Raw genomic sequence first — 21564 nt, 5'->3', positions numbered from 1 at the left:
AGCAGAATTTACCTAAACCGCTTAAGTATTTGGTATCGTGAAACACCTGTTTAAATAAATTGCTCAAGATCTTTTTTGGTATCTGATGTTTGGCACTGTAATTCACGGCTATTTTCATTGGCATTGGCAATGTTATCTTTTGCTAAATGGCCTAACTCAACAATTTTTTGTACCGATGAATGGGTTTGCTGCTGTGTATGCTCTAATTGGTGCACCGCTGCAACAATCTCTTGAAGTTGTGTTTGATTGCTTTCCAACTCTTTAGTCATTTCATTAAACACATCGCTGGTAGTTGCAATGGAGCTTTCTGCATTACTCGATTGCTCAATTAGTTGCTCTGTTTCTTTGTTTGTTTCACCAACCAACGTATTCATTTGATTAATAAAATCATTAATCTGACGGGTCGCATCATTTACTTTTACTGAGAGTGAACGTACTTCGTCGGCAACAACAGCAAAGCCTCGTCCTGCTTCTCCCGCACGTGCAGCTTCAATCGCAGCATTTAGCGCCAATAAGTTAGTTTGATCGGAAAACTCTTCAACCATAGAAAGGATTTTGCGAATGTTATCAGAGTTTTCTTTTAAGCCGCCAACAGTCTCTGCAAAACTGCTTAGTAGCTCTGTCATACGCTTAATTTTAGAGACTAAATTACCGATTTCATTTGCTGAAGTGTGCACTTTACTGAGGTTTTCAACATTTGCATCGAAGGTCATTTGAGTATTTTGCGAAATTTGATTGAGGCTTTGGCTGACCTCTTCACTGGCAGTAAAAATTGTATTACTGAGTGCTAACTGCTCTTCACCAATACTGTTGGTTTCACTCATCGACTTAGTCACATTTTGATTGGTCATTTCAGCAAGTTCAGCTTTCTCATATACTTGCTTTAACAGTGCTTCTAAACGCGATACAAAGGTGTTGTATTGCTCGCTCAGTTCTCTAAATTCATCAAAAGTAAACTGTGGTAAATGAGTGGCCAAATCGGCATCTTTCTCATTTATATTGGTAAGGGTTTGTTTTAAGGCGTTGACGGGGCGCACAATTAAAAAGTGCATATAGAAACATGTGAATAAGAAACTGCCAAAACTGATTAACGCAATCAACCAATAACTCATACCGGCTTGACCGTCAGCAGCGAGTTCTTGGTGTAACCAAATTAACGTAATAATTTGAAAGGCAAATAAAAAGCTTAAATTGCCAAAAATTTTACGGGTTAATGTAAAGAAGAGGTTTTTTTCAATTGTTTCGTATAATTGCATATATAAAGAACTCATTTTGCATGCCTTAAATGACCTTTACCCTTTAAAAAAGCTCAATATCATCATCGTCTTGTTGTTTTTCTAGCTGTTGATACATTTCAAGAGCTTGTTGCTTTGTTTTTCCTTCCATAATCGCATCATAAATTTGATGTTCTGAAGCCATGGAATAACTATTTTTTAAATGGGTGCGTAGCGAGAGCCACCTATCTTCATCGGCTAAGTTATCACTATCTTGAATTAATAAGCTCAGTTGATCCATTGTTTGTTGAATATGAGATAACTGCTGGGTGAGTCGATCATAAAACTGAAAAGCCATCACGCCGTTGTTTACACTGTGTTGGATCTGTTGATGTAATTCATCTAATTTCGAAGAGGTGTTCTGCTCGCCTTCTAATTGACTACAAATAGCAGCGAGATCTTGAAAAACAGAACTGAGCGATAAAATATCGTTATCGCTTTGAGTAACGCTGAGCGCTAACTGAGTGTTACATAATAGTAAGAGGCGGGCTGCTTCTTCGCGAAAACAAAACAAATTTTGCAGTTCTTTTTGGTCCATTAAATGCCCCTAAATTAACCCAGTAAATACAGCTGCAGGGTTAAGTTGATTTTTGTAAGAGGAGAGTCTGCGCTTTTGATGGGTAGTTAGTAAATATACCATCAACGCCAAACGCAATCATATCCTCAATATCTTCCTGTTTATCTACAGTATAGGCAAAAACTTTAAGGTTTCTGGCTTTTGCATCTGCGACATATTCATCATTGATAAAATTTTTATCAACATGAACGCTATAAGCATTTAATCGTTCAGCAAATTCACAGTAGCTTAGCGGAATAGAGCTGGTAAGCGCACCGATTTTCACCCAAGGCAAATGTTGTTTTAGCCATTTGAGCTGGTGGTGATCAAATGACGAAATTAATAAGTTCTCTCGAGAAAGCTGCCCAGAATACACATTGTGCTCAATTAATTTGACTAATTTATCGAGGGCGAAGGTGTGTTTTAGTTCTAAGTTGAGCAGAACTCTATCATTTACCCATTGGAAAACTTGTTCAAGAGAAGGCACAAACTGGCCATCGCCGGCATCATATTGCTGTACTTCAGCAAGTGTAAGCTTATTGACCTTGCCTTGACCGTTGGTGGTACGGTCTAACCATGTGTCATGGATAACAGCAAACCCATCAAGCGTACTTTGAATATCGATTTCGATGCCATCAACACCAAGCTCTAATGCTGCTGTAATGGCAGCATAGGTATTCTCTGGATATAAGCCGCTGGCTCCTCTGTGGGCAAAAACTTTCATACACTTAACCCTATCTGCACTGAGGTAAAATTGCGCGTTAATTTATCTCGCATTCAACTTACCACAGCTTTGACGTTAAGCGGCATAATTACGTTAAAATCTATTAAAATTTATTAATCACATTGAAAAATAAATACTATTTCACCGCTTTGGCTTGCTTATTTACGAGGTAAGTTTCGAAAAAAGCGCCGCTGATAACTAATGTACCACCAATCAAAGTGGTCAGAGTAATGTGCTCATTAAGTAGTAAAAAAGCAAAAAAGCTGGCATACAGAGGCTGCAAACATGAAATCAGGCCAGCCGTTTTCGCACTTAAATGCCTTAAACTCGCAGCAAACAAAGCATGAGGTGCTGCGGTGAAAATAACACCTACGAGTAACAATAAATAAAGATCTTTTTCGGCCACTTGGTTAATCGGTACTTCAATAAAGGCACACAACATAATGCTGGCAACAAGTGACTGATAAAGCATGGTTTGTGGACCTGAATAGCCAATAAAATAACGTTTTTGTAATATATTTCTTAGCGCAAATAAAAAGCCAGAGAACATACCGGTTGCAATACCGAGAGTCACTTGGTTACCAAAGCTGGCTTCGGGCACTAGTAAGTAAATCCCCAGTAAAACCATAATGGCAATAAATACATCTTGTAGGTGAGGTAAGCGTTTAGAGAACATGGGTTCCATAAACACCGTCATAACAGGGTAGGTAAAAAACGCAATAATGCCTATGGTAATACCTGCCATTTGCATACCTGCAAAATAAGTAACCCAGTGCAGTCCCACAACAATTCCGAGAATGATGGCTATACCATAGTCTGCAAGTTGTCTTAATCGAATAGCCTGTTTCGTTAATACTAAGAAAGCGCTGAGCGCAACCGCTGCAATGGCGGTGCGATATACGGTAATATCAAGCGCATTCAGCCCGATCAACTTGGCAAATAAAGCGGTGCCGCCGAACAGTAAAACGGCAATATGTAAAAAGGTTAAACTTTGCTTCTCAGGGGACATAATAAGCAGTAAAAATAGGAATTTAATGCATTATATCAAGATTAATAAAACAAGAGATTTTTATTTGAAATACTAGGTATTGAATTTGAAAATAAGAGAGGTTGGAAAGTGGTGGAGCTAAGCAGGATCGAACTGCTGACCTCCTGCGTGCAAGGCAGGCGCTCTCCCAGCTGAGCTATAGCCCCACATTCCAAAAAGGACGTTCAATTGCATGTTGCTTTTGAACGGCGAGAACTTTAATTTTTTTTCTGTCACTGGTCAAGTATTTTTTGTAGCATAAAAGATAATTTTAGCTTGTTTGCACATAAAATGTGCGAGAGAGATGTATGGATATTAAAAATTATAACAATCAAGCGTGGAATAAGCAGGTTGAGGCCAGTAATGAGTGGACTCAGCCAGTCAGCTCAGAGCAAGTGAAAGCGGCACGCCAAGGTCAGTGGTCAATCGTGTTAACGCCGCATAAAAGTGTGCCACATAATTGGTTTGGTGATCTCACAGGCAAAAAAGTGCTCTGTCTTGCCTCCGGTGGTGGTCAGCAAGGACCTATTTTAGCGGCGGCTGGTGCTGATGTAACCGTATTTGATTTATCTGAAAAGCAACTTGCGCAAGATGAATATGTTGCAAAACGCGATGGGCTTACACTTAAAACCGTTAAAGGTGATATGACGGATTTAAGCTGTTTTGAAAATGAAAGCTTTGATCTTATTTTCCACCCCTGTTCTAATAACTTTGTGCCTGATATTTCTGGTCTTTGGTCGGAGTCAGCACGTGTATTAAAAGAAAATGGACGTCTACTAAGTGGTTTTATCAATCCTGCGGCTTATATCTTTGATTGGTTTGAAGCGGAAAAAGGTAACACCAAAGTGCGTCACAAATTGCCATTTAGTGATATCAATAACCTCACTGAAGAGGAGTTGGCTTTACTAAAAGAACAAGACGAGCCACTGGTGTTTAGCCACTCATTCGAAGAACAGATCAAAGGGCAATTAGATAATGGCTTAGTGCTTATTGATATGTTTGAAGATGATTGGCATTCAATGGCATTTTCTGAATATTTTCCGCCAACAATGGCGTGTTTAACAATAAAATTACCCCCTTCATTATGGAAGTGTCAATGACAAGATTTATATTACTGCTACTGTGTTTTTCAGTACTGTTTGGTTGTGCCAAGTCGAAACCTGAGCCGGAAGACTTTGAAATTGTAAATCAACAACTAAAAACACTGACTGCAGATGATGGTGCCAAGTTATTTTCTTATTTAGTGACTGTAAAAGCAGGTTCTGAAAAGTTGATAAACAAAAAGCGCCAACTTACAAAGTCAGAAATAAAAAAACTGTTGCAACAAGAGAATTTTATCGACTCTTCCTCGTTAAAACTCGATTTAGAAGATAAAGCTGCGATGCAATTAGAGGCAGAGCTCAAAAAGCAAAATTACTGCCAAGATAGTTACCAAATTGAAGAAGTGAAATGGCGTGATTACAGCGTTAGGTTAAGTGGACGTTGTGATGAGTGATATTACTTGGCTTGAGCACGTCTTTTCAGATCTTAATATACAGTGTGAGAAAATATCTCACCCAGCCTTGCACACTGCGCTTGAAGCAGATCGTTTACTATTGGAACGGCCTGGTACACGTTTGAAGAACTTATTCTTACGTGATAACTACGGCAAGCGTCATTTTTTACTGATTACTTCACCCAATAAACAAGTCGATTTAAAAGCGTTGTCTAAAGCGCAGGGACTTTCTCGCTTGGGCTTTGCATCAAATGAGCGTTTAGCTAAATACCTAGGCGTTAAACCTGGGTGTGTTTCAATGTTGGCATTACTTAATGATAAGAATAACGCTGTACAATTATGGATTGATAGCCAGCTTTGGCAATCGGATTTGTTTCATTGCCACCCATTTGAAAATACGCAAACTTGGTTGATGGAGAAAAAAGATTTATTGAAGGTGTTTGACTACTCAAACCACAGTGTTGAATTAGTTGATTTGTAAGCGTTTAAAATGAGTCACAAGCCCACCTGATATGATGCATACGATCAGTAATGTGAGTAAAAACGCATTTTTACCATAGTGCTGATAAATAAGCCCAGGTAAGAACGACCCCAATGTACCGCCACAATAATAGAAAGATACATAAATACCGTTAGTTAAAGAGCTTGGTGCACGGCTTACTTGATTAAGCAGTGCTGATGCACTGGCGTGAATAATAAACATCGCAGCACAAAAAACAGTGAAACCTATAAAAAACAATACAAACTGAATGGAAAATAAGCTGCCAATACTGAGAGCATAAATTGCAAAGGTAATAACCAATAGGTTGGTTTTACCATTTGCCAAATGTTGTAATCGCGTACTCAAAAGTGAAAAACACGCACCGAGTAAATAGCCTGAATAAACTAAACCTATGTCTTTTGAGCTAGTAAAGTGGTAATCATTTTGCAGAATAAATGGGAGATAATTTAATAGTGCAGTAAAACAAAAAAACATGCCAAACACCGCACTGTAAACATATAATGTGCTGCCTTTTGTGACCTTGTATAAGTTTTCTTTAAGTGATGCTGGCACTGCTCTTTGACCGACAAAGTCACGCACTTTAGCGTTTGCCAGACTGAGCGATAAAAACAACAAAACCATTGCCAGCAGATAAAAATAAACCTGCCAATACGTATATTCACTAATAGAAGCACTAACAACACGTCCTAAGAAACCGCCAGCAATGGTGCTTAAAATATAGCTTGTCACCGCCTTGCTTAAGTAACTGTAGCGGTAGTGTTCACCAATGTACGATGTCATGGCTGTAAGCGCAGCAGGTAACAGTAAACCTTGTAGAAATCGAATGATAAGCAATTGCTGAAAGGTTTGAGCAAGCGGAAAGAGAGCACAACTCATTGCTAATAACAGCAAGGCTAGTTTTAGCAATGAAAGTGAATTAATGCGCAGTAATAAGTAACCATAAAGTAACGGCGCAATTGCTAGCGGCAACATGGTCGCAGTCATTAACAAGCCTGCCTCAGCGGACGTTAACTGATATGATTTAGCAAGCAGTGGCAAAATAGGCTGCGGCCCGTACAATACAAAAAATGTGAATACTGAACACAACAATAAATGTATAAACTTCATGGTGAGAGAGAGTTGTTTATAACAGGAAAATTGTACCTTATTTTTAATTAGTTAACCTTACGTTTGGTTAAGAAATCATGCCAGAATCTAACTTTTTCTTGATTTAAGTTAAGCTCACTTCACATCTGGTGAATGGCTGTTATAAAATAACGGCAATACTTTTAAAAGAGAATTAATCATGGGTTCATTACAAGATCAGTTGCTAAAAGCAGGCCTTACTACTGAGCATAATATGAAGGTTGCTAAGTCAGAAAAGCGTAAACAAAATAAAAAGAAGAAGAAAAAAGGCGCAACCAGTAACCCAACTGATTTACAAAAACATATTGAGCAAACTAAAGCTGAACAAGCTAAAAAAGCAGCTGAAGTAAATGCACAAAAACAAGCAGAGCTAAAAGAAAAAGAGCAGGTGGCTCGCGTTAAACAAATTCTAGAACACCATAATCAAGACGAAATTAGTGGTGATGTTACGTTTAACTTTACTTTCGAAAGCAAAATCAAAGAGCTTGAAGTAAATGAGATTACACACAAACAACTTGTAAAAGGTCTACTGGCTATTTGCTATTTAGAGGGCAAGTTCTATGTATTGCCTGATGAGCCAGCACGCAAAATAGCGGAAGTAGATGAAAAGTACATCGTGCTACATGCCGAGCCAGAAAAAGATCAAAAGGATGAAGATGATCCTTATGCGGACTTTGAAATACCCGATGACATTATGTGGTAAATCAGCTTCTAAAAAATGCCTCGAACTTCGAGGCATTTTTATTTTGTGTTAAGCAATGAAGTTTGATCAAACGCAAAGTAATTAAGGGTTACTTAAACAAGGGGTAATGAGTGGTTGTTTTTTATTCAGTTATAACTTTACAAAACAGCATCAAAGTGGTCTACAATAGGTTAATATCAATTTAACTCGTTGATTCAAAAGTATATTGCAATTGAGAATTATTTACCGTCGAGATGGAATTATAATATGAAAAAACTTTCAAAAACCCTTAGTGTCGCTGCTTTAACACTTGTAGGCATGGCTTCTGGCAACGCAATCGCGGCTGATGGTGCTGCACTTTATACAGCAAAAATGTGCCAAACATGCCATGGTGCAGAAGGTAAAGCACCTATCATGCCGTTATATCCAAAGCTAGCAGGTCAAAATAAAGAATATGCATTAGCTCAGATGAAAGACATTAAATCTGGCAAACGTAACAATGGTATGGCTTCAGCAATGAAAGCCATGGTTGCGAATGTATCGGATGCAGAACTAGAAGCAATTGCTGATTATTTATCTAAAGTAAAATAATTACTTTATTGATGCAAAAAGCCGCAGATGCGGCTTTTTTTGTTTATAATGCGCGGCCAAAATAGCGAAGCGGGTAATAAAAATGGTTCAGGTTGATGTATTGGTTATAGGGGCGGGTGCCGCAGGTTTAATGTGCGCTGCACAAGCAGGTTACCGTGGACGCTCTGTAACTGTGATTGATATGGGTAAAAAACCGGGCCGTAAAATCCTGATCAGCGGTGGCGGTCGTTGTAACTTTACTAACGAAAATGCTTCACCAGAAAATTATCTGTGTACAAATCCGCATTTTGTTAAGTCGTGTTTAAGCCGCTATACCCAACATGACTTTATTGAACTCGTTGATCGCCATGGTCTTGCTTATCATCACAAAACATTAGGTCAGCTTTTTTGTGATAACTCAGCGCAAGATATTGTCGATATATTATTAACCGAATGCGAATGGGCTGGGGTGACAATTCAATTACGCCAAGAAGTACTGAGCGTGGAAAAAACAGAGAGTGGCTTTACCGTAACTACCAGTGAAGCAAGCTATAGCTGTGAATCGCTGGTGGTGGCTTCAGGTGGTTTGACCATGCCAAAACTAGGGGCAACTCCCATAGGTTATAAAATTGCAGAGCAGTTCGACCTAGAAGTATTACCCACAATGGCTGCTTTGGTGCCTTTCACACTTCATCAGCACGATAAGGCGCGTTTTGAGGCCTTATCAGGTATTAGTGTACCGAGTATTGTAACTGCTGAAGATGGCACACAGTTTAAAGAAAATATCTTATTCACGCATCGTGGCTTATCGGGGCCAGCAATACTGCAAATTTCGTCATTTTGGCGCGCGGGGCAGGCAGTATTAATTAACCTATTGCCTGAGTTAGACCTTGCGGGTGAAATTCATACACAACGTCAATCTAATGGTCAAAAATCGCTTAAAAATGTACTTGGAAGTGTGTTACCAAAGCGTTTTATTGAAATTTTAGTAGCAGGTGGTGATATTCCTGATAAAGCCATAAACCAGCTATCTCACACTGAAATAGAGCAGCTCGCTGACTATATACATAATTGGGAAATAAAACCAAATGGAACAGAGGGTTATAGAACTGCAGAGGTTACTTTGGGTGGTGTAAATAGTGCCGAATTAAGCTCCAAAACATTTGAAGCTAATCAAGTTAAAGGCCTTTACTTTATTGGTGAAGTCACCGAAGTTACCGGCTGGCTTGGGGGGTATAATTTCCAGTATGCATGGAGTTCAGGCTGGGCGTGCGGCCAAGCCTGTTAATCACCACCAAGCATACTTTCAGCAGCTAACCTATACACAGAGCTCTGAGGTAGTTGCTCCACAAGTTGAGAGGCGCTACTTTTTACTTTAGACATATCGTCTGAAGATTCGGAGTTAATCGCTCGAGCAAACTCGATATTGAGAATGTGATGAAGGATGCCTGTACCCTTAGTAAAACTTTGCGCTTGCTTGTAAAATTTATATGCCTCACGATTGTTTTGCTGAGCCAGATATAATTGTCCATATAGCCGATTTACATCTAAATAGGCAGGGTGAGTGAGCGGTATTTTAAACTTCACATAAATAGCTTTAACGTTATCAATAGCTTGCTCAGCTTTATTGGGTTCACTGTAATGCAGTGATAGTTGCGCCATTGCTGCAAGCACCGTTGTGGTTGGTAGAGTGCTTTCGCCATAGGTATCTGAGGCACGTTGCAAAGCCGTTTCTAAAATACTTAAACCGACCAATTTGTCCTGCAAAATACCGACAGTGAGCCCATAGTTAATTTCAGTGCCATAAGTAAAGTCAGGATTATTTTTATACTTATCCATTAAAAATAAGTAGGCTGGTTTTGCATGGCGAAAAGCAGTTTTAAAATCACCTAAGTTGATATAGTAATCTGCTAAGAATGATTGGTAGAGTGCTTTATTTAACTGGTTGCTAAGTGGTTTTGACAGCTCATGCTCAAGAATGCTAATAGCTTCTTGCAACTGATTGTTTTGTTTTAAATAAGTGGTGTAATTAACAACAATATAATAATAAGAGTTTTTGTTGTGGTTAAAATACTTAGTACCTAAATTGTAAGCTCGCTTTGCATATTCACCTTGCTTTTTAGTGTCGCCTTTTCGTGAGTAGAGCTGAGCCATTGCTGCAAAAGTGTGCTGAGCTTCGGGTCTATCTTCCCCATAATATGTGAGGTAGTGCTGAGCTACTTTTTCGTAAAGTGACAGAGCTTTTTCGTCTTGTTCTTTTCGCGCATATTTGGATGCTATATTTGCTAATGTAGTCAGCACAGGAATTGAATAAGGCTCAGAAAGTGCATCAATTTCCGTGGTTGCTTTTGAAAGCATAGACTCCGATTTTTCAATCTTTCCTTGGCGTTCGTAAATAATAGCAAGCATATTGTACAAACTGACTTTGACGTCACTTGAATCATTTGCCGTTAATAGTGACAACGATTGATTTAAGTTTTTTAATGACGCGTCATAATCGCCATTGGCGTAAAGCGCATGGCCTAACTTTAAATAATCAAAAGCTGTTAGTGACAGTTGGGCTTGTTGTTTAAGCTCAATTGCCTTTTTACGTAACAACAGCTCGTTTGTGGGGTCACCAATTTTTTCTGAAACATTACTGAGGGTGTGAAATATCTCAGCGCTCACTTTTGGATTATTGATCTTGGCTGAGCGTGTTTGCTCTATTGCTACGTCAACTAACTCTTGCGCAGTGAGTGTCCCGCCTTTTGAATATTCAGGCGATGCTTGTTTAAACATATTGGTTAAAAGTGCCACTACCTGTTTTGATACAGCTATTTCTTCGTTTAACTGCTGCTGAGCGATTTTTAGATTAGTGGTTTCAATTGCTAATTTTTGGTTTAACTGCAAAGAAGAAATAAAGGCTGCTGCGAATGCAAAAAATAACACTGCAGATAGGGCGCTTGCGATTGGATGACGTGTTAGTAGCTTTTTAGCAACATAGCTCGCATTATTTTTGCGCAATGAAATAGGGCGCTTTTGCATGAGTGCGTTTATATCTTCGAGCAAGGAGTCAATTGAACTATAGCGTTGCTTTTCATCAATGTGTAAGCAGTGCTCAATCACACATTTCAATTCTTCATCTAAAAACTTAAGTTGTTCCCTTGGCTGGCGGGTAAGTATCGGCTGGCAATTTTCTTGTGTAAGTTGCGCGATGGCGGTTTTATTATCTTCGGTATTAGCAATTACAGCTTGATGAGGAGACTGACCTGTCAATAAGGTGTAGAGTAATGCCCCGAGGGAATAGATATCAGATTGAGTCGTGCAAAGCTCGCCCCTTAGTTGTTCTGGGCTGGCAAACGCAAAAGTGGCACTTTCAATAGGCAGGTCGGTATCTTCTGAAAGAGAGCGGCTAATGCCAAAATCTAACAGTTTCACTCGCCCTAGATTGTCCACCAATATATTGTCTGGTTTGATATCTTTATGAATGATCAAGTGACGATGTGCATATTGAATTGCGAGGCAAACATCTTTGAATAGTTGCAGTGTTTGCGCTGTGTTCAGATTATTTTGTGATTTATGCTCAACAATATTAGTACCAGCTACATACTCCATTACTAAAAAGGGGCGAGTATCTGGTGTGATGCCGCCATCTAGCAGAGTCGCAATATTAGCATGTTGTAATTTGGCGAGGGTTTGACGCTCATTGGTGAAGCGTATTTTTTCCTCATCACTTGCGAAACTGGGAAGGAGTTTTATTGCGACTTGTTGATCGTAATGCCCATCGTCCCGCTTGGCGAGAAATACGATGCCCATACCGCCACGACCAATTTCTTCAATAATTTTATAGCTACCAATTCTATCGCCTGTTGTTAGGTTGGTGCTCATATCGACAAATTCTTTTTGCACAATCTCGATGTCAGCACTGCGCGCTTCATCAGATATAGCTAATAGCTGCTTTACTTTGTCGATGGTTGCAGTTGTGTAAATGCATTCTTTGAACACAACATCTCTTTCTTCGTTGCTAAGGGCTTCAACTTGATCAAACAGTTGTTTTACATGAATAAGTGAGTAAGACATAGGACTAGGCGTGAGATTGCAATAATTTATCGGTGATAAATGCGCGAGCAAATTTTAGTTCGCGTTCGACAGTGGCCAGTCCTATTTCTAAATGTTTGGCGATTTCTTTTTGGCTAAAGCTAGCAAAGTAGTGGAGCTCAGCGATATTAACGGTACGTTCACCCAGTTCGTTCATTTCTTCTAAGGTTTTATCTATCGTAAATAAACCTAAGTTTTCATCATTGTTGTTGAGTAACGTGGTTAATGATTGCGTCATAAAGGCGGGTGTGCGTTTTTTGCTAGATTTTGCCCGCGCATGATCAATCAATAAGTGACGCATCGCTTTAGCCGCACAGCGGTAAACATGCGCTTTATTGTTAAACGCTTGGTTGGATTCGTAAACTTTAAGGCAAGCTTCATGGACGATTTCAGTGCTTTGCAGTGTGATACAGCCATTTTGTCCCGCGAGAAGGCGATTGGCGCAACCTTTTAACTCTTGATAAAGACTGTCTGTTAAATCCATAAATACTTCCTCGAATAATAAGTGTGTTACTCATTTTGCCAATCTATCGATTGTAACGAATGCCTAAAAAAGAGACTAGTGAAAAAAATTAAAAAGTTTGAGGGGTTCGCGCCTGAATCTCGTTTCTTAATGTAAGAGCCACATTTAATTGTTAATTTTTCAGGGTAAGGAAAGTATGAGTCGACAGCGAGCAGGTGCGTCACTTTTTAGTTTTAAGTGCTGCCAACTAGTCACATTTTTTATAATGAGTGTATTTAGCTTTGGCGTTTATGCTACGCCAAGTGCGGTATTGATTGCGGATCTAAATGCGGACGCAGGTTTTAGTAGTGATCCCAAGAATTTCGTTGAATATCTAGGAAAACTGTACTTTTCAGCTGAAAGTCGGCCGTTTGGTCAGGAGCTTTGGCAATATGATGGTATTACTGCCACTATGGTTGCTGATCTTAATACGGATGGTTATCAAAGTGGCGATCCTAAATACCTTACGGTAGTACAGAACAAACTTTACTTTGTTGCTGCAACCGCCAATTCAGGTTATCAGATATTTGTTTATGATGGCCAAACAGTGGGTTTTGCATTTGATAGTGCCGCGCTAGGTATTACTTATCCAGAACATTTAATCGCTTTTAATAATAAACTTTACTTTAGCGCTTCAAATACAACCTATGGTAAAGAGCTTCACGAATTTAACCCTGAAACCGGAGCTGTTTCCGTTCCGGAAGATGTGATTCCGGGCACGAGTGGCACTAATATGCGCTACCCGATTGTATTTAATAACATGCTTTATTATTACGGCAGTACACCAAGCAATGGTTCTGAAGTTTGGCAGTTTGATGGTACAACCCACGTACAGTTTTTTGATATTCGAGTCGGCTCAAGCAGTAGTTCTATTGAACATCCGATGATTTATCAAAATGCGCTGTATTTTAAAGCGAATATTGATTCAAACATTGAAGAACTTGTCAGAATTACCGCTGACGGGGTTGTGGAGCAAGTCAGCAATATTGGTAAAAATGGCAGTTGGGCTGGCACCCGAGAGATGACAGAACACCAAGGCAAACTTTATTTTAGAGCGAAAGAAGAGAGTAATTATCAGCTTTGGCGTTACGATGGTAATCACGTTGAATTGGTGTCAGATGGCGCTCAACCGGGAATTACAACACCTTATAACCTCACGAGTTATGGCGAGCATCTGTATTTTCGTTCATCTGATACCGCCAATGCTATAGGCAGTGAATTGTGGCGCTATAGTGAAGCTTCAGGCATTGAATTAGTTGAAGACTTTATGCCTGGCCCTGATGGCTCAAGCCCTGATGAATCGGTGGTTTATCAAAATAAATTATTGTTTGGAATTAGAGATGCTGTTTTAGGCAGAGAGTTGTTTCAATTTGATGGCTCACAAATAACCTTAGCGGCCAAAATAAATGTTGGCAATCGTTCTAGTTCACCATCACAGGCAATCGTTTATAACGGCAGTGTTGTGTTTTCTGCAAAAATCACTGACAGTAGTCGCGACCTCGCATTGATGCAATATGACGGTGTAAACCCACCTGAACTCATTCAAAATTTTCGCTCTGATGGCATTAACAGCAATAACTACACTGGCAATAAGGTTATTTTAAATAATACTGTTTATTTTGTGACTGTGGATGAAGTGAGGCGCTCTAGCTTGTGGGCGTTTGACGGTTCATCAGTATCGCCTGTGCTACCGACTAACTTTTTTGTTACAGACTGGCTGGGGGTATTTAATGGCTATGTGTACTTTGCTGCGGACGATGGTTCAGGGATTGGTAATGAGTTGTGGCGAACGGATGGGGTGAATCCTGCTGAATTGGTAGCTGATATAAACACAGGGACAGGTTCATCTTATGCCCATAACTTTGTTGAGTTAAACAATGTACTTTACTTCTTTGCTGAATCAGCGAGTTATGGTCAAGAATTATGGCAATATGATGGCGTCAACCCACCGTCAATTGCCAGCGATATTTTGCCTGGCTCTGGTAGTAGTTGGCCTCGATATCTGACTGTTTTCGACAATAAACTATATTTCAATGCAACAGGTGCTGGAATAGGGCAAGAACTTTGGGTGTATGACGGTGTTAACCCTGCCACTAACGCTGCTGATATTGTACCTAGTTGGTCTTCATCAAACCCTCAGGCACTTACAGTATTTAATGGGTATTTGTATTTCTCTGCTAATGGTCGTTCATTGTATCGTTACTCGGAGGCAGGTGGCGCCGAGCTGGTTGCAGATATAAATACCGCAGGTGATGATGGTATTGATCAAATATTTGCACATAACAATACGCTCTATTTTTCTGCTCACACCGGTGATTATGATAATGAGCTATGGCAATTTACCGATGCTGAAGGCGTTTCATTAGCGGTTAATATTAATCCGATTGCCAACTCATCGCCTCGAAACTTCTTTAGTTTTAACAATGAACTCTATTTCTCAGCATATAACCAACAGACGTGGGGAATGGAGTTTGGCACTGAACTGCATAAACTAAGTTTTGCTGATTTAGATGCAACGATTACGCTCGATAACACTGCTTCAATCACATTTCATGATCGTTTTGATACGCCGGCAGAGGCAATTAAAGCATTTGAGTTTACCCTGTCTGATGGTGGCACAAGTGATGGTTTGCCTTCAATAATTTATGATCTTCGTATGAAGGTGCTTGGTTCTATGCCAGAAAAAGATCGTATGCAAGTGGACTGGGTGCTGGTGGATGAATCTGATTTTGCTACGCCTGGGTTTTATGATACTGCAACAGACTATTTATACTTCCCAATTGCGCCGATTACTTTAGCGGATGGTGGTTCACAAAAATTTGTTTTATATGCATATTTCAATCAAATTAATGGCATTTTGGATGGTGCTAATTTCCAGCTTTCTTTGCATACACAAGCCGATCTTATTTTTGATCCGAATATGTCGCAGCCTAATGGTAATCAGGTGACTTCTCCCCGTGTTACGGTGGATGTTAACTACGCACCAATTGGTTTTACTAATAGTGTCTCTTTAAATGAAGATAGTAGTCGCTCAATTCAACTAACAGCGAGTGATGCAGATGGTGACAGCTTAAACTTTTTTGTGTTATCACAACCACAGCATGGAAAACTCTCAGGTAGTGCACCAAATCTTGTTTATACGCCAAATGCTGATTATTTCGGTAGTGATAGCTTTACATTCTATGCCAGTGATGGCTACTTAAACTCGCAGTCAACAACTGTTTCTATCTCTGTAACTGCGGTAAATGATAAACCTCAAGCTGACGCTCTTAATTTAAGCCTAAATGAAGATGATTCAATATCAGTAGTACTATCAGGGAAGGATGTTGAAAATGATTTACTTACTTTTGAAATAATTAAACAGCCTTTAAATGGCACAGTTACTGGTAAATTACCTAACCTCGTATACACACCGCATGCGGACTTTTTTGGCAATGATGAGTTTAGTTTTATTGCTAATGATGGCGTTGCCAATTCAACCCCTGCAGTTGTTGAATTAACAGTTGTTGCAGTGAATGACAAGCCTATAGCAAATAATCAGTCCATAAAATTGAACGAAGATGCCTCCATCAACCTATCTTTAACTGCAATGGATATTGAGAACGATTCACTAAGTTATATTTTAGTGAGCGAGCCAAGAAATGGTTCCTTAGAAGGTTCAGCCCCAAATTTTACTTACAAACCAAATGCAGACTATTTCGGAAGTGATGAGTTTGCTTTTATTGCAAATGATGGAGTTGCCAATTCAATCCCAGCAGTTGTTGAATTAACAATAGTTGCCGTGAATGACAAACCCATAGCAAACAACCAATCTATTTCACTAAGTGAAGATGTACCTATAAATCTATCTTTAACGGCAATTGATATTGAGAATGATTTACTAAACTATATTTTAGTGAGCGAGCCAAAAAATGGTTTGTTAGAAGGTTCAGCGCCAAATTTTACCTATACACCAAATGCAGACTTTTTTGGGAGCGATGAGATTGTCTTTATCGCAAATGATGGAGTTGCCAATTCAACCCCAGCAGTAGTTGAGTTAACAATTGATGCTGTGAATGATAAACCAATAGCTGAAAGTACATCTTATATTCTTGAAGAAGATACAAGTGCAGAAATTATATTGGTTGCATCAGATGTTGATAAAGATGCGCTAACTTATCAAGTTTTAGAGGCGCCAAAGTACGGTACTTTAAGCGGTGAAGTGCCAAACCTTATTTATACGCCAAATGCTAATTTTAATGGTGAAGACAGTCTGACCTTTAGCGCTTCTGATGGCCAATTAGCGTCAAATATCGCCTCTATTAATATTACTATTAGTAGCACCAATGATGTCCCGACTGCGATTGGGGAAACGTTTGAACTTGATGAAGATGCTAATAAATCATTTGATTTAAAAGGAACAGATACTGATTCAGATGAGCTCATTTATACGTTAACAAAGCTTCCAGATAACGGTGAAATTACAGGGCAACTGCCATCGCTCATTTACACCCCTAACACCGACTATTTTGGTCAAGATAGCATTTCTTTTACCGTGAGTGACGGTGAACTTACATCGACTGAAGCGAATGTTATTTTTAATGTTAGCGCGGTAAATGATGCACCTATTGCCTATGATGACTTTGTAACAATGCAGAAAAACGCGTTAGATTACATAGTGTTGCCGTTAGAGAATGACAGTGATGCTGAAAACCATAAATTAATTCTTCAAAGTGCTAATGCGGAACATGGTTTCCTGACGTTGGATGACAATCATAAAATTATTTACTCACCAAATTATGAATTTGTTGGGCAAGATATCATTGAATATGTTGTTGAAGATAGTGAAGGTGCAACGGCTATTGGGTTCATTTATATCAATGTTCAAAGTACTTTTGAGCTTAGCCGAATAAATGCTAAAGATGACAGTGTGCAGCTCCAGGGTAACAACAGCATAACCATTGATGTACTCGAAAATGATGTTGCTAGCCAACAACAAGCGTTAACAATTGTTGCGGCTACTTCAGAGTTTGGTGAAGTCGCAATTTCCCAAAATTTACTGACCTTTACACCTTTCGATAATTTTTATGGTGAGTTATTAATTGAATACACAGTACAGGATCAGTTTGGTCAAAAAGGCTCAGCTTATGTTTTTGTCTATCGTGAAAATAGCCAAGCACCTGTTATTACACTTGCGAGTCGAGATTGTGTACAAGCATCACACTTATGGACAGAAATACCGCAGAGCCCTGTCGAAGCAATAAGTGCTTTGGGGCATAAAGTATCCGTTACAGCAAATAGCTTAGCGCGTTATTTCTTGGCAGGTGTTCATTACCGTTCTTGGTTGGCGACCGATCACAGTGGCGTGACACAAGTACAGCAAGAGAAATTATGTGTGTTACCTAACGTCAGTCTAATTGCAAATAATCAAAGTCAGCGCCAAGCAAATGTGCCTGTTGAGATAAGACTCTCAGGACAAGCGTCTGATTACCCGTTGAATTTAGGGTTAACTTACTTGCTTGATGGTCAATTATTTACTGATGAGAATTGGCCTCATGAAATTAGTATCGAATCAGGTGTAAGTAATCACTTTTCACTAGACTTGTCTATTTTAGATGAGCAATTTACTGATAGTGAGGTGACAATTCAACTGGCAGGCACCCATTTTAGTCGTGAGCATACTATTCAATTAGAGACTTCAAAAAGGGCAAATCGAGTTGAGTTAATCGTAGAGCAACAAGGTACTTTAACGCGACGCATTAACCCTAATGCTGGTCCTGTTTCTATTTATACAAAGGTGATTGGCGACATTGCGCCCCAAACACTTACATACAGTTGGTTAGTTGATGAGCTGGCAATTGATAACCAAACAACCAGCCCTGCAGTATTACGTTTTGACCCTGCGGGCATGAATAGTGGTGTGCACATTGTTGAAGTTGCTGTGTCTGACAGTGAAAATGCGTCGGATATAGCATATGGTAAAGCGAACATTGTTGTTGAACAGCAGGTGTTTTCACGTGCCTCAAATGTTGCAACTCGTTCACTCGTTGATAACAACCAAAATGGTATTGTTGATACACAAGATCGCTTTTTAAGCTGTAATCGTTTATCGCTAGATCTAAATAAGGCAAATGCTGTTATTGAGGGCAGTAATAATCTTTGTCTTTCATTAGGTAGGTTCAGTTTATTGTCTGGTCGTGGAATCGAGGTTAATAATAGCCTGTTTACTAATCACACTGACCTTAAGTTTATTTCGCCTGTGTATGACTTAAGTGTTTACGAGAAGGTAGACAATGGTCAGGCTAAAACGTTAGTTATTCCTTTACCTTTTATCATCCCATCGGATGCAAGCGTTATGCTGTTTGAGCAAGAAGAATGGATTGATGCGTCTTCTCAAGCTCTAAATATTGAGTCAGCATTTGCGGCAGCAGGTGCCTGCGACCTAGCCAGCACATCTTGGCAAGAGGGGTTAGGATTTGGCAATAACTGTTTACGCATAACGTTAACTGGGCAAGAAACATATCAAGACCTTACCTTTTCATTGATGAGTGTGTCAGGTGAGCTTACTCAGCAGATTGAAGATAACATAGTTGATGTGGCTTTTAATACTGAAAGAGAAATCAACCTATTTGATTTACTGGCAGATTCATTTGCTGTTGAGCAAGTATTATTTGCATACACTGCATTTGAACAGCTCAATATCTCTGAGCTTACGTTGAAATATAAGGCGATCCCAGAGTTTGTTGGTCAAGATATTGTGCATTATGCAGTTAAGAATCCGGAAGGACAAATAGCTATAGGTCAATTACTGATTAAGGTCGCACCCAACCAAGCACCTGAGGTTGTTAATGAATCTTCGCAGCTTGAGCTAAATGAAAGTATATCAATCAATGTATTAATGAATGACAGTGATCCAGAAGGCAATCCGATGTTGTTAGTTATGGTATCGCACAACCTCTCGTTTAGTGCTGATGGGACTATCCATTTTACAGCAGGTGAGCAAGAACAAACGGTACTTATTAACTATCTTGTTGAAGACAGCTATGGCAACCAAAGCCAAGGTCAATGGCAAATTGCGGTAGCTAAGCAAGCCAAACAATCTTCAGGAAGTTCGTCTCCAGTATGGCTTGTATTATTTTCGTTGCTATTTTTGCGAAGACTTCGATAGTCCGTCCAAATAGAAATGCCAGTAACCGTGTTACTGGCATTTTTCGTTAGCAACTAGAGTGAATATCTAAGTTTTAAATAACCGTTTTTAAAAACGATTTTTAACTTTTATCACCCATTGTACGGTATCGATTTCGTCATCTTTATCGAGCGGAAAGGCAAGATCAATATGAATGACGGTTTTTGCTGTTGCGCGACTTGGCGCTAAGCGAAGGCCAATACCTGCGTCTTTTAGAAATTGACCATTTTCACCGTTGTTTTTGTCGGGGAACCAAGCGCGACCCACATCAAAAAACACCGCCCCACCTACTTTAAACAGTTGCAATAAGTGATATTCCCAGTAATAGCGCTTTTCAAGATTGAGTAACACTGAGCGGTCGCCCAGTTGGTAATGAAGTGGGTAACCTCTAAGGCCTGTATCACCACCGAGAGTCAGTTGTTGATCAGCTGTTAGGTTACCACCATAGCGCAGCGAAAGGTTGGCAAACCATGCGCGATAGCTACTGCTATTGTAGAGAAAATTTGTATCTAAGTAAGCGTGTAAGTTTTCGCTTTTTTGTTGTTCTGTGTTCCAGTAGCCATGCACTCCTGTATACAAGCGCCACAGCATACTATCGTTTAAATGGAGTGCTTTTGCAGCACTGGCTTCAAGTACAACTCGGCTATCGTCATCGGCAAGGCTTTCATCGGAATAACCCAGTCGGGCAAATACATTCCAACCTAAGTTTAAATCTTCGGTGCGACCAATTGAGTCAAAGTTACTTAATGTAATGTATTTATCTTCAATAAGCTGATAACCAACCCATGGATAATTCAGCGAGCGATCTTCGGCGAGTGGTAAAGTGGTTTCAGCGATTTGCTCAAACTTGAAATCTTCTTGTTGCCAGCCTATTAACCAGCGGTTAGTCCAATTGCCAAACTTATCACCTTGTCCATAAAACACCTGATTTATTTGATTTTCTTGCTTGAATTCTGATACCACATCACCGCGATAATAAAGCGGCAACTCTTTTGTATCATCTAAGGTAACTGCACCATAGCTCTGCTGTGAGGCGAGTGAGTAGAACGGCAGTTTAAAGTCTAAATAGATGCGCTCTCCGTCATCATTATCGCTAAATTCAAATCGACTACGATAGCGACTGCCCCATATATTGGGATCTTCATAAATAAACGTATAACCGGTGCGATCGGCATCGCTACGCCAAGAAAGAGAAACGCGTTTACCTAAACCGAGAAGGTTTGTATCACGAAACCCCAGTTGCGTTTTATCCTCTCCACCACTGCGGCTGTAGCTAATTTCAGGCGTGAGAGTCCACAATTCTTTGGTAGTGATGGTCACTACAATATTGTCATCACAATCGAGCTCAGCTTCGATTTTGGCGTCATATAGATAGCGCGCATCCCGTAAAATACGTTCTGATTCGCGAAGCAGTTGTTGGTCGTACTTATCACCTTGTTGAAACAGTAATTGCTGCAAAATAACGTGTTCTTTGGTGACGATATTAAGTGTATTTAAACCACGAAATAAAAAGTTGTCTTCTTTGGGGTTATCGGTATCAAAAATATTATGACGGATGAGCCGAATATCGCTAATGATTGCATTAGGTGCATCGGGTAAGTTGGAATTATCGATGCTTTCTATATTGAAGTTATTTTTACGATCTTTTGGTTGTTCAGCGAGCCATTGGCACTGACTGAGCGAAAAAATATCAGACTTATTTGCAGTGTCGGGTTGTGCTGCACTGAAGCTATAAAAAGGCACTGAAAACAGACAAAAAAGAGCGCTAATACGGCTAAATTTTAATGCTGACATAACACTCCTTTTTGCTTGGCTTTTTTTAATTCTATACCAATAATTTTACTCTTGCAGAAATTTAAGTAAAT

At 39.6% G+C, this 21564-nt stretch carries 15 protein-coding genes and 1 tRNA gene; 7 read left to right on the top strand and 9 right to left on the bottom strand.

Features of this window, described 5'->3' with window-relative positions:
• Positions 1 to 50 precede the first annotated feature (50 nt).
• The 5 genes from OM33_RS01115 to OM33_RS01095 all read right to left on the bottom strand — a co-directional run bounded on the left by OM33_RS01115 (position 51) and on the right by OM33_RS01095 (position 3748).
• Complete coding sequence (locus OM33_RS01115; RefSeq protein WP_081990981.1) at positions 51 to 1271, bottom strand: methyl-accepting chemotaxis protein; 1221 nt, start codon at positions 1269 to 1271, stop codon at positions 51 to 53.
• 28 nt (positions 1272 to 1299) lie between these two features.
• Entirely contained in the window at positions 1300 to 1812 is a 513-nt protein-coding gene (locus OM33_RS01110; RefSeq protein WP_038637628.1) for a hypothetical protein, read from the bottom strand.
• Between the two features lie 40 nt (positions 1813 to 1852).
• Positions 1853 to 2554, bottom strand: a complete 702-nt coding sequence (locus OM33_RS01105) for a glycerophosphodiester phosphodiesterase (protein WP_038637625.1) — start codon at positions 2552 to 2554, stop codon at positions 1853 to 1855.
• A 136-nt stretch (positions 2555 to 2690) separates the two neighbouring features.
• Positions 2691 to 3563: a DMT family transporter gene (locus OM33_RS01100; RefSeq protein WP_038637622.1), complete on the bottom strand. Its 873-nt coding sequence runs from the start codon at positions 3561 to 3563 to the stop codon at positions 2691 to 2693.
• A 109-nt stretch (positions 3564 to 3672) separates the two neighbouring features.
• Positions 3673 to 3748, bottom strand: a tRNA-Ala gene (locus OM33_RS01095).
• Positions 3749 to 3889: 141 nt separating this feature from the next.
• Between OM33_RS01095 and OM33_RS01090 the strand changes: the two genes are divergently transcribed.
• From OM33_RS01090 to OM33_RS01080, 3 genes are read left to right on the top strand one after another with little or no spacing between them, the layout of a single operon-like run.
• Positions 3890 to 4681: a class I SAM-dependent methyltransferase gene (locus OM33_RS01090; RefSeq protein WP_038637619.1), complete on the top strand. Its 792-nt coding sequence runs from the start codon at positions 3890 to 3892 to the stop codon at positions 4679 to 4681.
• Positions 4678 to 5076, top strand: a complete 399-nt coding sequence (locus OM33_RS01085) for a hypothetical protein (RefSeq protein ID WP_038637615.1) — start codon at positions 4678 to 4680, stop codon at positions 5074 to 5076. The genes OM33_RS01090 and OM33_RS01085 overlap by 4 nt, the downstream gene beginning before the upstream one ends.
• Positions 5066 to 5557, top strand: coding sequence for a prolyl-tRNA synthetase associated domain-containing protein (locus tag OM33_RS01080; RefSeq protein ID WP_038637612.1), 492 nt, complete (start codon positions 5066 to 5068; stop codon positions 5555 to 5557). The genes OM33_RS01085 and OM33_RS01080 overlap by 11 nt, the downstream gene beginning before the upstream one ends.
• On the opposite strand, the gene OM33_RS01075 is transcribed toward OM33_RS01080, so the two are convergent.
• On the bottom strand, positions 5543 to 6685 hold the full coding sequence (locus OM33_RS01075; RefSeq protein WP_038637609.1) for an MFS transporter: 1143 nt from the start codon (positions 6683 to 6685) through the stop codon (positions 5543 to 5545). The two genes, OM33_RS01080 and OM33_RS01075, sit on opposite strands and share 15 nt — an antisense overlap.
• A gap of 178 nt (positions 6686 to 6863) precedes the next feature.
• On the opposite strand from OM33_RS01075, the gene OM33_RS01070 reads away from it, so the two are divergent.
• From OM33_RS01070 to OM33_RS01060, 3 genes are all read left to right on the top strand, one after another.
• Positions 6864 to 7406 carry a DUF2058 domain-containing protein gene (locus OM33_RS01070; protein ID WP_010562096.1) on the top strand — a complete coding sequence of 181 codons (543 nt, stop codon included), beginning with the start codon at positions 6864 to 6866 and terminating at the stop codon, positions 7404 to 7406.
• Positions 7407 to 7703: 297 nt separating this feature from the next.
• Positions 7704 to 7976 (top strand): c-type cytochrome, encoded by a 273-nt coding sequence (locus OM33_RS01065; protein ID WP_234402730.1) that lies wholly within the window; start codon positions 7704 to 7706, stop codon positions 7974 to 7976.
• 82 nt (positions 7977 to 8058) lie between these two features.
• On the top strand, positions 8059 to 9243 hold the full coding sequence (locus tag OM33_RS01060) for a BaiN/RdsA family NAD(P)/FAD-dependent oxidoreductase (RefSeq protein ID WP_038637602.1): 1185 nt from the start codon (positions 8059 to 8061) through the stop codon (positions 9241 to 9243).
• On the opposite strand, the gene OM33_RS01055 is transcribed toward OM33_RS01060, so the two are convergent.
• Both OM33_RS01055 and OM33_RS01050 read right to left on the bottom strand, forming a co-directional pair.
• The gene (locus OM33_RS01055; RefSeq protein WP_038637599.1) at positions 9240 to 12014 is read right to left on the bottom strand and encodes a serine/threonine-protein kinase; all 2775 of its coding nucleotides are present in this window, start codon (positions 12012 to 12014) and stop codon (positions 9240 to 9242) included. The two genes, OM33_RS01060 and OM33_RS01055, sit on opposite strands and share 4 nt — an antisense overlap.
• A gap of 4 nt (positions 12015 to 12018) precedes the next feature.
• Positions 12019 to 12516, bottom strand: a complete 498-nt coding sequence (locus OM33_RS01050) for an ECF-type sigma factor (RefSeq protein WP_038637596.1) — start codon at positions 12514 to 12516, stop codon at positions 12019 to 12021.
• Positions 12517 to 12691: 175 nt separating this feature from the next.
• Here OM33_RS01050 and OM33_RS01045 point away from each other — a divergent pair, with 175 nt between their 5' ends.
• Complete coding sequence (locus tag OM33_RS01045) at positions 12692 to 19681, top strand: Ig-like domain-containing protein (RefSeq protein WP_038637593.1); 6990 nt, start codon at positions 12692 to 12694, stop codon at positions 19679 to 19681.
• Between the two features lie 87 nt (positions 19682 to 19768).
• On the opposite strand, the gene OM33_RS01040 is transcribed toward OM33_RS01045, so the two are convergent.
• On the bottom strand, positions 19769 to 21493 hold the full coding sequence (locus tag OM33_RS01040; RefSeq protein WP_052140847.1) for a BamA/TamA family outer membrane protein: 1725 nt from the start codon (positions 21491 to 21493) through the stop codon (positions 19769 to 19771).
• Positions 21494 to 21564: the final 71 nt, after the last annotated feature.

It is taken from the genome of Pseudoalteromonas piratica, from assembly GCF_000788395.1.
GTDB classification, from domain to species: Bacteria; Pseudomonadota; Gammaproteobacteria; order Enterobacterales; family Alteromonadaceae; genus Pseudoalteromonas; species Pseudoalteromonas piratica.
Note: the sequence above shows the minus strand (reverse complement) of the source record. Positions and strands in the feature narration are given on the sequence as shown.